The sequence below is a fragment of the Pseudarthrobacter sp. SORGH_AS 212 genome (genome assembly GCF_030818145.1).
GTDB lineage: Bacteria > Actinomycetota > Actinomycetes > Actinomycetales > Micrococcaceae > Arthrobacter.
On the sequence record NZ_JAUTAA010000001.1, the window covers coordinates 3,253,866 to 3,266,756 of the forward strand.

At 65.8% G+C, this 12,891-nt stretch carries 12 protein-coding genes; 6 read left to right on the forward strand and 6 right to left on the reverse strand.

Annotation, left to right across the window (positions count from 1 at the left end):
• Positions 1-115: 115 nt before the first annotated feature.
• The 4 genes from QE394_RS14845 to QE394_RS14860 all read right to left on the reverse strand — a co-directional run bounded on the left by QE394_RS14845 (position 116) and on the right by QE394_RS14860 (position 4,241).
• Entirely contained in the window at positions 116-904 is a 789-nt protein-coding gene (locus tag QE394_RS14845; protein WP_349034961.1) for an amino acid ABC transporter ATP-binding protein, read from the reverse strand.
• Positions 905-915: 11 nt separating this feature from the next.
• Positions 916-1,707 carry an amino acid ABC transporter permease gene (locus tag QE394_RS14850; protein WP_015937991.1) on the reverse strand — a complete coding sequence of 264 codons (792 nt, stop codon included), beginning with the start codon at positions 1,705-1,707 and terminating at the stop codon, positions 916-918.
• Between the two features lie 116 nt (positions 1,708-1,823).
• Positions 1,824-2,624, reverse strand: a complete 801-nt coding sequence (locus QE394_RS14855; protein WP_056075711.1) for an ABC transporter substrate-binding protein — start codon at positions 2,622-2,624, stop codon at positions 1,824-1,826.
• 168 nt (positions 2,625-2,792) lie between these two features.
• Positions 2,793-4,241, reverse strand: a complete 1,449-nt coding sequence (locus QE394_RS14860; protein WP_349034962.1) for an isochorismate synthase — start codon at positions 4,239-4,241, stop codon at positions 2,793-2,795.
• A gap of 117 nt (positions 4,242-4,358) precedes the next feature.
• Between QE394_RS14860 and QE394_RS14865 the strand changes: the two genes are divergently transcribed.
• From QE394_RS14865 to QE394_RS14880, 4 genes are all read left to right on the forward strand, one after another.
• Positions 4,359-5,132: a demethylmenaquinone methyltransferase gene (locus tag QE394_RS14865; RefSeq protein WP_349034963.1), complete on the forward strand. Its 774-nt coding sequence runs from the start codon at positions 4,359-4,361 to the stop codon at positions 5,130-5,132.
• A 3-nt stretch (positions 5,133-5,135) separates the two neighbouring features.
• The gene (locus QE394_RS14870; RefSeq protein ID WP_349034964.1) at positions 5,136-6,467 is read left to right on the forward strand and encodes a geranylgeranyl reductase family protein; all 1,332 of its coding nucleotides are present in this window, start codon (positions 5,136-5,138) and stop codon (positions 6,465-6,467) included.
• Positions 6,464-7,564, forward strand: coding sequence for a polyprenyl synthetase family protein (locus QE394_RS14875; RefSeq protein ID WP_056075701.1), 1,101 nt, complete (start codon positions 6,464-6,466; stop codon positions 7,562-7,564). Before QE394_RS14870 ends, QE394_RS14875 begins: the two co-directional genes overlap by 4 nt.
• Before the next feature lie 456 nt (positions 7,565-8,020).
• Positions 8,021-8,836: a type IV toxin-antitoxin system AbiEi family antitoxin domain-containing protein gene (locus QE394_RS14880; protein ID WP_349034965.1), complete on the forward strand. Its 816-nt coding sequence runs from the start codon at positions 8,021-8,023 to the stop codon at positions 8,834-8,836.
• Between the two features lie 141 nt (positions 8,837-8,977).
• Here the strand turns inward: QE394_RS14880 and QE394_RS14885 are convergent, their stop codons facing one another.
• Both QE394_RS14885 and QE394_RS14890 read right to left on the reverse strand, forming a co-directional pair.
• Complete coding sequence (locus tag QE394_RS14885; protein ID WP_015937984.1) at positions 8,978-9,403, reverse strand: hypothetical protein; 426 nt, start codon at positions 9,401-9,403, stop codon at positions 8,978-8,980.
• Between the two features lie 50 nt (positions 9,404-9,453).
• Entirely contained in the window at positions 9,454-10,107 is a 654-nt protein-coding gene (locus QE394_RS14890; protein WP_056075696.1) for a trimeric intracellular cation channel family protein, read from the reverse strand.
• Between the two features lie 60 nt (positions 10,108-10,167).
• Here QE394_RS14890 and QE394_RS14895 point away from each other — a divergent pair, with 60 nt between their 5' ends.
• On the forward strand, positions 10,168-11,037 hold the full coding sequence (locus tag QE394_RS14895; protein WP_349034966.1) for a CbiX/SirB N-terminal domain-containing protein: 870 nt from the start codon (positions 10,168-10,170) through the stop codon (positions 11,035-11,037).
• 54 nt (positions 11,038-11,091) lie between these two features.
• On the forward strand, positions 11,092-12,828 hold the full coding sequence (locus tag QE394_RS14900; RefSeq protein WP_349034967.1) for a nitrite/sulfite reductase: 1,737 nt from the start codon (positions 11,092-11,094) through the stop codon (positions 12,826-12,828).
• Positions 12,829-12,891 lie beyond the last annotated feature (63 nt).

Consider the following 12,891-nt stretch of genomic DNA (forward strand, 5'->3'; position numbering starts at 1 on the left):
CGGCGCGGTGTCCCCGGCGCGTAAAGGTGCCCAGACGCACAAAACCCCTGGCGCTGCGGGGGTATCCGCAGCGCCAGGGATTCGAGGTGTCCGAAAACCGGAGGGAAGGCCTGGCCTAGTCCTCGATGTTGATGTGGGTGGGGTCGAGCACGCGGCGCAGGAACTCCTTGGTGCGCGGCTGGGCGGGGGAGCCGATGACCTGCTCGGCCACGCCTTCCTCCACCACAACGCCGCCGTCCATGAAGACCACGCGGTCAGCCACCTCGCGGGCGAAGGCCATCTCGTGGGTGACCACCAGCATGGTCATGCCTTCCTTGGCCAGGTTCCGCATGACCGAGAGGACATCACCAACGGTCTCCGGGTCCAGGGCGGAGGTGGGCTCGTCAAAGAGCATCAGCTCCGGGTTCATGCTCAGCGCGCGGGCAATGGCCACGCGCTGCTGCTGGCCGCCGGAGAGCTGGTCCGGGAAGCGGTCGGCGAGGTGCCCCAGGCCTACGCGCTCCAGGTTGTGCATCGAGACCTTGTCCGCTTCGGCCTGGGAGCGCTTGAGGACCTTGGTCTGCGCGATGGAGCAGTTGCGCAGGGCGTTGAGGTGCGGGAACAGGTTGAACTGCTGGAACACCATGCCCACCTTGCGGCGCATCTTGTCGATGTCCACATCGGGATCGGTGGCCTCGAAACCGCCTACCTGGATGCTGCCCTGGTTGGGCTGTTCCAGCAGGTTGACGCAGCGCAGCAGGGTGGACTTGCCGGAGCCGGAGGGACCGATCAGGCACACCACCTCACCGGGCTTCACGTTCAGGCTGATGCCCTTGAGGACCTCGTTGGAACCGTAGGACTTACGGAGGTCTGAGATGTCCACGCCGGCTGCGTGCACGGTGGTGGAATGTACGGCGTCGTTCATGGCTTCCCTGCCTATCGCTTGGTCCGCGCGGAGCGGCTTTCGAACTTCCGGGCCAGGAGGCTCAGGGGGATGGTGACCACCAGGTAGAAGGCGCCGGCCACCAGGAGCGGCGTGAGGCCGGCGCCCAGGCTGGAGATGCCGTCGCGGCCGAACTTGGTGAGCTCGTACTGCGAAGCTGTCAGGCCCAGGACGTAGATCAGCGATGAGTCCTTGGTGAGGAGGATGACCTCGTTGGTCAGCGGCGGAAGGACGATCTTGAAGGCCTGCGGAATGACGATGGTGACCATGGCCCGCCACTGCGGCATGCCCAGGGAACGGGCCGCCTCCAGCTGGCCCTTGGGGACCGCCTGCAGGCCGGCGCGCAGGGTTTCGGCGATGTACGCCGAGGCAACGATGCCCAGCGAGATCATCACGATGATGGTCACGTTCCACTGGACGCCGAAGGCCAGGGGGACGCCGTAGCCGAAGGCGATGAAGACCAGCAGTGCCGGGATGCCGCGGAAGAACTCGATGTAACCGGTGGCAATCCAGCGGTACAGCGGGAAGCTGGACAGTTTCATCAGGGCCAGCAGCAGGCCGCCGCTGAGCCCCACCACGAAGCCGAGGAACGTGTAGATCAGGGTGTTCTTCAGGCCCACCAGGAAGATGTCCGGGAACATCGGCCCGATCTTGCCGAAGTTGAAGACATTGGTGGCCATGGTCTTCCAGTCCGTGGCCAGGATCAGGGCGGCGATGGCCACCACAAAGATTCCGGCCTGGACATACAGGCTTACTCTGGCTCGCTGGCGTGCGGTCATTGCCATTGGGTGCTCACATTCGTTGTGCGTGGCTGAGGCCCCGGACGGCTGCCGTGCGTGCCGACCGGGGCCTCATTGCCTAAACTCTGCTCACCGGGGCCCGGGGTGGCCCCAAGCGGTGGCTACTTGGCGGTTTCGCCGAACCAGGTGGTCTTGAACTTTGCCAGGCTGCCGTCGTCCGTCAGGCGCTTGAGCGTGGTGTTGACCTGGTCCAGCATTGCGGTGTTGCCCTTCTTGATGGCAATGCCGAGCTTCTCGCCGGTGGCGTAGTCCTCTACGCGGGTGAACTGGGTGTTGTCCTTGATGGCGTAGCCGAGCACGGACTGGTTGCCCAGGGCGGCGTCGACGGTGCCGGCTTCGAGGGCCTGGACCAGGAGGCCGGAGTCCTCGAACTGCTGTGCCTCGATGCCCTTTTCCTGGGCGTACTTGGCGCCGGTGGTGGCCTGCTGCACGCCCACCTTCTTGCCCTTGGCGGAGTCGATGTTCTCCACGCCGGAGCCTTCCTTCGCCACGAGGGTCAGGTCGTCATCCATGTAGGGGTCGGAGAAGTCCATGACCTGCTTGCGGGTGTCCGTGATGGACACCGAGGAGATGGACACGTCGCAGCCGGTCAGCGCGGTACCGGTCTCGATGGCCTCAAAGGAGCTGTCCACGATGTTCAGCTCAGCCTTGAGGTCCTTGGCCACCTCGTTGGCGATGTCGATGTCGAAGCCCACCGTCTTGCCGTCCTTCTGGAATTCGAAGGGCTCGTAGGGGACGTCGGAGCAGACCGTGAGCTTGCCTGCGTTGATGAGCTGGATGCCGCCCTCGGATGCTGCGGGGGTGGAGCTGCCGCCGCACGCCGTGAGGGTGAGGGCACCGACGGCGAAGAGTGCTGCTGCCTTGGCGGTCAATTTGGCCGTGGCCAGGGACTTGAGCTGCATGTTTCTTACCTTTTGTTGCAGGGGTATGCGGTACTAAATCGGTTCATAGTGTAGCGCCGAATGTGAGATGTGCATCACAGGAAACTTAGTTTCACTATTGGATAACTAAATTACCCGCACTTTCAAGCCTAGGCGAAGGCCTGCTGTCTCGGATACCGGACGTTTGGGCTAACTGCGGATGCCGAGCGATTCAAGCATCGGCCTGAACTTGGCCCATGTCTCAGCCAATTCCGCCTCCGGTTGCGACCCGTCCACGATGCCGCAGCCGGCATACAGGCGTACGGTGTCCGGAGATTCGATCACTGCGCCGCGCAACGCGATGCCCCATTCGCCGTTGCCTGCAGCGTCCAGCCAGCCCACCGGTCCGGCGTAGGGGCCGCGGTCCAGGTGCTCCAGTTTGCGGATCAGGGCCCCGGCCACCTGGGTGGGGGTTCCGCAGACCGCGGCCGTGGGGTGCAGGGCGTTGATGAGGGCCAGGCAGGTGGGAACGTGGCCTTCCACCTCCGCAAGTTCGGCCTTGACGTCAGAGGCCAGGTGCCAGACATTGGGCAGCTCAAGGATGAAGGGTTCGTCGTGGGCGTTCATCGCCTCGGAGAACGGGGCCAGCTGGGAGGTCAGCGACTGGATGGCAATCTCATGCTCGTGCCGCTGCTTTTCAGAGCCTGCCAACACGCGTGTTGCGTAGTCCATGGGCAGGCCGTCCTCACCATGGGCGTCCCGGCGGTCCAGGGTCCCGGCCAGCACGCGCGCCTGGGCGGTCCGGCCCTCCACCTGGATCAGCATTTCCGGTGTGGCGCCCACCAGTCCGTCCACTCCATAGGTCCAGCATTCGCGGTAGCGGGCGGCCAGTTCGCGCAGGACCTGGGAGGCGTTGACGCCGCCGGGAACCGTGGCCACGACATCGCGCGCCAGCACCAGCTTCTCCAGGGCACCTGTCCGGATTTCCTCCACGCCTGCGGCCACGGCATCCATCCACGCTTCCTCGCTGAGCGAGCCTGTGTGCAGAGTGGCGCCGGCGGCCAGGGGGAGCGGACGTACGACGGCGCCGCCCTCCTTCGCGGGAACCGCACCCTGGCGGGCGTCCCCGGCTGAGTCCGCTCCCGCCGTCGTGGTTCCTGCCGCCGGGTCTCCGGCCGTGGCAATTGCCACTGGCGCAGCCGCGCTGAGCGGCTTCCCGCCGAGCCAGCGCTCCAACGCGGCGAGGGCGCCCGCTTCGGTGAGCGGGCCGTCGTCGAACGTCAATTGGGTGAGCCATGCGGAGTTGTCCCGCACTCCCACCACGATTTCCGGGACGATCAGCCGGGATTCGTGGGCGGAGGTTTTGGAGAAGGCGAAGGATCCGAAAGCCACGGGCCCGGTGCCGGGAAGTTCCACGGAGTCCGTGACGCGGGCTTCGAGGACCAGGTGGCGCCACCAGATATCTGCTTCGAGGAAGCGCTCCGGGCCGGTCGCGCTAAACCGGGCGATCTCGCCGAACCCCGCCAGGCCGGCCTCCCGCCGGGTCCAGCAAAGGACGTCGTCCCGCACCAGAAACGCAGGAAGCCCCCCGGGAAATTCTTTTCCATCCAGGGGGACTGTCAGGCTTTTCAGGAGTCCGGTGCCGATCGTGCTTGTCATGATGGATCAACAGTACCCCCGACGGTAATTCACGCTACTTCGCGGTAGTTTTCCGCCCCGGTCCACGGCGAAGCCGTACTGGTCCGGACCTGCTGGAACATTTGAGACAATGTCATGGTGAACCGAGCATCCTTGGATAAGCGTCCGGACGAAGTAGCCACGATGTTTGACGACGTCGCACCGAAATACGACGTCGTCAACGATGTCCTGTCCATGGGGCAGACCCGCCGCTGGCGGAAAATCGTGGTTGATGCGATGGAAGTCTCCACAGGCCAGCGGGTCCTGGATCTCGCCGCCGGAACGGGCACGTCCAGTGAGCCATATGCCGATGCAGGCATAGATGTTGTGGCGTGTGATTTCTCCCTGGGGATGCTCAAGGTGGGCAAGCGCCGCCGCCCGGACATCGACTTTATTGCCGGTGACGCCACCAACCTGCCCTTCGCGGACAACACCTTTGACGCCACCACCATTTCCTTCGGCCTGCGCAACGTCAACGAGCCCAAAAAGGCCCTGGCGGAGATGCTTCGGGTCACCAAACCGGGTGGCCGGCTTGTCATTGCCGAGTTCTCGCAGCCTGTTGTTCCGCTCTGGCGCACCATGTACACCGAGTACCTGATGCGCGCCCTGCCCGCCATCGCAGTGAAGGTTGCCTCCAACCCGGATGCGTACGTGTACCTCGCCGAGTCCATCCGGGCCTGGCCGGACCAGGACCACCTGGCCGCGTGGCTGCAGGACGAGGGCTGGGAGAACGTCAACTACCGCAACCTCACCGGCGGCATCGTGGCGGTCCACCGCGCGTTCAAGCCGGCCGCCGCCCCGGACAGTGCAGCTGCAGCCATCGCGGCGCACAAGGGCCCCGTGGCCAAACTGCGCCGCAACATCGCCCGCTGACCTGTGGACGTACTGATTGTCGGCGCGGGTCCTGCCGGATCCACCGCCGCGTATTACCTGGCCAAAGCAGGCCTCTCCGTCACGGTACTGGAGAAGACCAGCTTCCCGCGCGAGAAGGTCTGCGGTGACGGGCTGACGCCCCGGGCGGTCCGCGAAATCCAGAAGCTCGGCCTGCCGCATCCTGAGGGCGAGGGCTGGCGCCGGAACAAGGGGCTCCGGCTGATTGCCGGCGGCCGCACCATCGAGCTTCCCTGGCCCGAGGTTTCCGACTTCCCGCAGTACGGGCTCATCCGCACGCGCCTGGGCTTCGACGAGGAACTGGCGCGGCATGCCGAGTCCGCCGGCGCCACCATCCTTGAGCGGCACAGCGTCACCGAAGCCATCCGGAACGACGCCGGCCGGGTAACCGGTGTCCGCGCAGCGCTCCTGGACGAGTCCGGACGCAAGACGGGGGAGACGCGCGGGTTCAGTGCCGACGTCGTCCTTGCTGCGGACGGAAACTCCACCCGCACGGCAGTCTCGCTCGGCATCCGTAGGCGTGACGACCGCCCACTGGGCGTCGCCGTCCGGACCTACTTCACCTCGCCCCGCACGGACGATGACTGGATGGAAGGCTGGCTGGAACTGCCCGGCCGCGACGGCAAGCTGCTGCCCGGGTACGGCTGGGTGTTCGGCGTGGGCGACGGCACCTCCAACGTGGGCCTGGGAATCCTGAACTCCTCCAGGGAATTCGGCAAGCTCGACTACAAGCAGGTCCTGCGCGAATGGACCGCCGGCATGCCCTCCGAATGGGGCTTCACGCCGGAAAACCAGGTAGGCGAAATCCGCGGCGCCGCCCTGCCCATGGGCTTCAACCGCACCCCGCACTACTCACCCGGGCTGCTGCTGCTCGGCGACTCCGGCGGCATGGTGTCCCCGTTCAACGGCGAGGGCATCTCCTACGCCATGGAGTCCGCACGGTTCGCCGCGGAGTTCATCATCGACGCTTCAGCGCGCTCCGTTTCCGCGGGGCCAACGTACGACGCCGACGCGCACCTCGCGGGGTACGCGGACTACGTGCGGGACCAGTGGGGTTCGCACTTCACTCTCGGCAGGGCGTTCGCCACGCTGATCGGCAAGCCCGCCGTCATGAAGCTCGCGCTGCGGACGGGCATGCCCATCCCGGTGCTGATGCGGTTCGTGGTGCGGCTGCTGGCCAACCTGACCGATCCATCCGCCAAGGGCATCGAGGACCGGATGATCCGGGTCCTCGAATCCCTGGTGCCTGCCACATCCAATGCCTCTCCGGTGACGAATCAGCGGTATCCGCAACAAAAAGTTAGGGTTAACCCGTGACCAACTCCGCAGACCACAGCTGGACGCATGCCGGGCACGGCCTGCCGGACTCCGAACCCAGTCTCAACACCACCGCCATTGCCACCGGCCTCCAGCTGCCGGCAGGCTTTGCCGCCATCGCCGGGGACCCCGAGTTGGGCCCGGCCATCACCAACAACCTGGCGCGCGTGGAAAAGAAGCTGCGCGAGGCCATCGCCAACTCGGATCCGCTGGCTGACGCGACGTCGCGCCACCTGGTGGAAGCCGGCGGAAAGCGCATCCGGCCGCTGCTGACCCTGCTCTGCGCCCACCTCGGGGACGCATCCTTGCCCGCTGTGGTGCAGGCCGCCGTCGTGGTTGAACTGACGCACCTTGCCACGCTGTACCACGACGACGTCATGGACTCCGCGCCCTTCCGCCGTGGCGCACCCACGGCCCACGAAGTGTGGGGCAACTCGGTGGCCGTCCTTACCGGGGACCTGATCTTTGCCCGGGCATCCATCCTGGTGTCCGAACTCGGCGGCCGCGCATTGGGCATCCAGGCCCGGACGTTTGAACGGCTGTGCCTGGGCCAGCTGCACGAGACGGTTGGACCGCGGCCGGACGAAGACCCGGTGGAGCACTACCTGTCCGTCATTGCGGACAAGACCGGTTCCCTGGTGGCCGCCTCCGGCCAGTTCGGTGCCATCTTCTCCGGCGCCGACGAGGCTTACGAGGACGTCCTGGTGGAATACGGCGAGAAGGTGGGCGTGGCCTTCCAGCTGGCCGACGACGTCATCGATGTCACCGGCGTCAAGGTGAAGTCCGGCAAGTCCCCGGGAACCGACCTGCGCGAAGGCGTCCCCACCCTGCCGGTGCTGCTCCTGCGGAAGGCTGCCGCTGACGGCGACCAGTCCGCCGTCGAGCTCCTGACCCTGATTGACGGCGACCTTTCCTCCGATGAGGCACTGGCCGCAGCCGTGGCCGGGCTGCGTGAGCACGCCGTGACCGCTGAATCGTGGGTTGTTGCCCGCCGGTGGGCCGATGAGGCAATCGCTGCGCTGGCGCCCCTGCCTGAGGGTGTCGTCAAGGATTCGCTGTCCAACTTCGCCGTTGCCGTGGTGGACCGCGCCAGCTGAGCTGTTGCGCGTCGAAGCCCGGTGCCTTCCAACGGCGCCGGGCTTCTGCTTTTGTTGGGTGCTGCTTTTGCGGGCTTCTGCGCCGGCGGTCCCTTGCCGGCCTGGCTGCAGGTTGCTGTTAACGGGATAGCCCCGGTGCCCAGCAACCGAAGCTGCTGTGAACCGGGGCTATCTCTCCGTTCGCATCAGATCCGCCGGAGGCGTTTAGCGGATCCGTGAACAGCTTATGACACATCTGTCACAGAATGCAAGTCCAAATTTACTGAGAGTGTCACAAGGTTTCCGCGCTGAGATTCCCCATCTTTCCGGCGGAAGGTGGCTACCACCCCAGCACGTCGCGACGCCACGCCGCGGTTGCCACGCAAACTCGGGGAATCCCAGCGGTGCCGGTTATGCACATAGGCACTCCGCTGCGTCCCACCACCAACGCTTATCCGCTGTGCTGGCAGGATGGATGTGATCCGCTTTCTCCGCCAGGCCGGCTCTGTAGCCCGCACCGCAACAATCCTGAAGGCCGGCTTCACCGACAGGGACATCCGCAAGTCAGTGGCAGCGGGTGAAGTCCGCCGGCTCAGGCACGGCGTAGTAGCCCTTCCGGGGGCATCACCGGATTTCCTCGCTGCGGTCCTTGGCAACGGACTGCTCACCTGTGCCTCCGGTGCACCCCACCGAGGACTTTGGCTGTTACATCGGCCGGATAGGGTTCACCTGCTCTGCCGGCATGGCGGGCCGCCGGATACGGTGGTCCACCGCGAGTCCCTGATCGTGCATGGCACGGCGGAGCCCGTTGCCAGCACCACCGACATCCTCATCCACGGCCTGCGCTGCCTCCCTCCAGTTGAAGCCGCAGTCATGGTGGAGAGCGCTGCCCGGCAAGGCGTCACCACCTTGCCCTACCTCCGGCATTGGCTGCCGGGAAACCGTAACGGGGCCGCTCGCAATGTGCTGGACCTAGTCGATGGCACTGCCGATTCAGCCATCGAAGTTGTGGCCCGGATCCTCTTTCGTGCCGAAGGAATCCACACGCAGACCCAAGTGGAACTGCCGGGGATCGGCATAGTCGACTTCCTGCTGGAGGGGTTTCTGATTGTGGAGATCGACTGCGGCAGCCACCTCGAGGCGCGACAAGTCAAGAAGGACCGGTGGCGCAACAACGCCAGCACCCTGAACGGCTTCGCGGTACTGAGGTATGGCTATGCCGAGGTTGTATACAACCCGCAAAAGGTGGTTGCCGAGGTTTGGCAGGTGCTTAAGGGCAGAGTCATCCGCTGATACTCCCCAGGTTTGGCCTGTGGGACTGAAGGCGCGCCGTCAAAACCGGGGAACACGCCGTCGGGCGTCCTCAAAGGTGGAGAATTCGAGCGGGCTCACGGGCACCCCCGCCGCCGCGGACAAACCCGGGCGGCGGGGGTGTTAGTCTTCCTCGTCTCCGAAGGCCCACTCGAACATGTCGAACACGAACTCGGAAAAGGTTCCCTCTTCGGACTTCCACTGGCCGCGGGCATTGTTGCGGCGGTAGACGATGGGGTCCGGGACGCTGAGGTCGCCGGTGCGGAAACCCCAGGTGTATTCCTCTTCCTCATCCTCGAGGAACATCAGGAAACCCTCGTCATCGACTTCGAGCTCGTCCGGGTCCCAGAAGTAGTGGTAGGCCTCCATCAGGTCCTCGCAACCGCCCACGGCGAGGTAGAACTCGCGGAGGACCAGGGGGATCTGGAACTGGTGGTCGGCGAGGGCCTTGTCCAGCTCCTCGGCGGACAGGCCGTCCTCTTCCTGCCATTCGTCCTCGAGATACTTTGGAACAAGCGCGCGGAACTTCTCGAGGAACATGTCAGTCATGCTCATATCCTAGCCAATCCCGGGCCCCTCAAAGTGCCACGGACCAGCCTCTACAGCCCTGTCTCGCCAGTGCGCCGGTGCCACCCGCGTACGGCCAGCGGAGCCTGCCATGACCGGCGCCAGGCAAGGATCCGGAACGTGAAAACCACTGCCGCGATAGCCGCAGCCGTCAGTACGTTGAACACGCCCACCACCCACAGCACAGCAGTCAACGACGATCCCAGGAATGCCGGCAGCGCGTAAATGTCCTTGGGGTTGAACAACTCGGGTACCTCGTTGGCCGTGATGTCCCGCAGCAGGCCGCCGCCTACCGCGGTGGTAACACCCAGCAGCACTGACGCCACCGGATTCAGGCCCGTGGCCAGCGCCTTGAGGGTCCCCGTCATGCAGAACAGGGCCAGGCCGGCGGCGTCGAAGAGGATCAGCAGGGATGTGTAGCGCTGGACGCTGGAGAACAGGAAGTACACCAGTGCAGTGGCAAGCACCGGCGGGAAGAGGTAGGCCGGGTTGGTGAAAGCGGCCGGGACCACCGCAATGATGATGTCGCGGATCACCCCGCCGCCGAGGCCCACCAGCGAGGCCAGCAGGAGGGAGCCGACAATGTCGATCTGTTTTCGCGCCGCCAGCAGTGAACCCGAGACAGCGAAGAAGAACACACCCAGCAGGTCCAGCCATACCGGGGAGTTGTCAAAGGCGAATGTCATGGGACGTCCCGGTATTTCAAAGAGGGCGGACAGTGCGGCTCCAACGTTACGCTAGCCCCTATGAACAGCCCCATCATGATCGCCTGCGCCCATGGGACGTCCAGCACACAGGGCGCCGCGGAGGTTAACACCCTTCGCGCGGCCATCGCCGGACTCCGCCCCGGACTGGATGTCAGGGAGGCCTATGTGGATGTCCAGCAGCCGGACCTGGTGGACGTGGTGGCAGGCCTGCCTGAGGGGGAACCTGCTGTGGTGGTGCCACTGTTGCTGAGCGTGGGCTATCACGTGAAAGTGGACATTGCCCGCGCCGTGAAGAGCCGTCCAGGCAGTGCCGCCGCCGCGCCCCTGGGTCCGGACCCGCGGCTGGCCGGGCTGCTGGACCAGCGGCTGCGCGAGGCCGGCACCACGGACAACGACGTCATTGTCCTGGCGGCCGCCGGATCCTCCAACCCCAACGCCGCGGTCAGCGTCGAGGAGTTGCTCGGCCAGTTGCAGGCGCTGCGGTCCAACCGGATAGTGGCCGCCTACGGTGCCTCCGCCCAGCCATCCGTGCCCGACGCCGTCGCGATGCTTCGCGAGGAACTCGCCGGGGGTGCCGGGGCGGGGGAGTCCGCGGGAGCGGTCGGCGTCGGCGGACGCGTGGTGATTGCCTCGTACCTCCTGGCGCCGGGCTTCTTCCACGACCAGCTGGCCAAGGCAGGAGCCGACGTCGTAACCGAACCCCTTCTGCCGTCCCCGGTGCTCGCGGAGATTGCGCTGGACAGGTACGACGCCGCCGTCGCCGGGATGCACGAAGCCCCCTCCGGAACTGCCCTGGAAGCCGCGCCCGCGGCGCCGGAGACGGGAGCCTCGCAGGCGGCCGCCGATGCACAGGAGGGTGGCGTCTTCAAGGCAGTTCGGCGTTTCGTGACGAAATATTTCCCTAGGTGACTTCGCATTGCCGGACCTTTGTGACGTAAATCCGGGGCGACCTACAGTCGATGCATGACTGATACAGCTCTAGCCGGAGCGTCCGCGGACTCCGCTGCCCCCAAGCGCCCGTCCCGCCCCGCTGCAAAGCCGCACGGGCAGTGGAAGGTTGACGGCAAGACGCCCCTGAACGCCAACGAAACCTGGAAACAGGAAGACGATGGCTTGAACGTGCGCGAGCGTATCGAGACCATTTACGCCAAAGAGGGCTTCGACGCGATCCCCGGCCAGGACCTGCACGGCCGGTTCCGCTGGTGGGGCCTTTACACGCAGCGGAAGCCCGGGATTGACGGCGGCAAGACCGCAACACTGGAGCCGCACGAGCTCGAAGACAAGTACTTCATGCTGCGCGTGAGGATCGACGGCGGTGCGCTCACCACCGAGCAGCTGCGCGTCATCGGCCAGATCTCCGTGGACTTCGCCCGGGATTCCGCCGACCTTACCGACCGGCAGAACATCCAGCTGCACTGGATCCGCGTGGAGGACATCCCCGAGATCTGGAACCGCCTGGAAGGTGTTGGCCTGTCCACCACCGAAGCCTGCGGCGACGTGCCCCGCGTCATCCTGGGCTCGCCGGTTGCCGGCATCGCCAAGGACGAGATCATCGACCCCACTCCGCTGATCGCCGAGCTGGGGGAGCGGTTCATCGGCAACCCGCTGCTGTCCAACCTGCCCCGCAAGTACAAGACCGCCATCACCGGCCACCCCAGCCAGGACGTGGTCCACGAGATCAACGACTTTGCACTGGTGGGCGTGGAACACCCTGAACTGGGCATCGGCTACGACCTGTGGGCCGGCGGCGCATTGTCCACCAACCCGATGCTGGGGAAGCGCCTCGGCGCCTTCGTTAAGCCCGAAGAGGCTGCCGACGTGTGGCTCGGCGTCACCAGCATCTTCCGCGACTACGGCTACCGCCGCATGCGCACCAAGGCCCGCCTGAAGTTCCTGATGGCCGACTGGGGCCCGGCGAAGTTCCGCCAGATCCTGGAGGACGAATACCTGGGCTACAAGCTGGCCGACGGTCCTGCCGCGCCCAAGCCCACCACCCCCGGCGACCACATCGGCGTGCATGAGCAGAAGGACGGCAAGTTCTTCATCGGCGCCACCCCGCTGGCCGGCCGGCTGTCCGGTTCGGCCCTGGTCAAGCTCGCGGACACCCTGGAGGCCCGAGGCTCCTTCCGCCTGCGCACCACCCCGCACCAGAAGCTTGTTGTCCTGGACGTCGAGAAGGACCAGGTGGAGCCGCTGGTGGCTGAACTGGACAAGCTCGGCCTGTCCGCCCGCCCGTCCGTGTTCCGCCGCGGCACCATCGCCTGCACCGGCATCGAATACTGCAAGCTGGCCATCGTGGAGACCAAGCACACCGCCGCCACCGCCGTGGCCGAGCTGGAACGCCGCCTGGCTGACCTGGCCACGTCCGGCGAACTGCCCCAGGCACTGTCGCTGCACATCAACGGCTGCCCCAACTCCTGCGCCCGCATCCAGACCGCGGACATCGGCTTGAAGGGCATGATGCTTCCCACGCCCGACGGCGATCCCTCCCCGGGATTCCAGGTCCACCTGGGCGGCGGGCTGGCATCCAACGAACGCGGCGAGGCTGGCCTGGGTCGAACGGTCCGCGGCCTCAAGGTTTACGTTGACGACCTGCCCGACTACGTGGAACGCGTGGTCCGCACCTTCGTGGCCCAGCGTGCCGAAGGCCAGACCTTCGCCGAGTGGGCCCACGCAGCAGACGAGGAGGCACTGCAGTAATGTCCAAGCACGCACTCGGAGTTGACCCCGTGGTTGCGCCGGCCGAGGCTTCGGCCCAGGTTG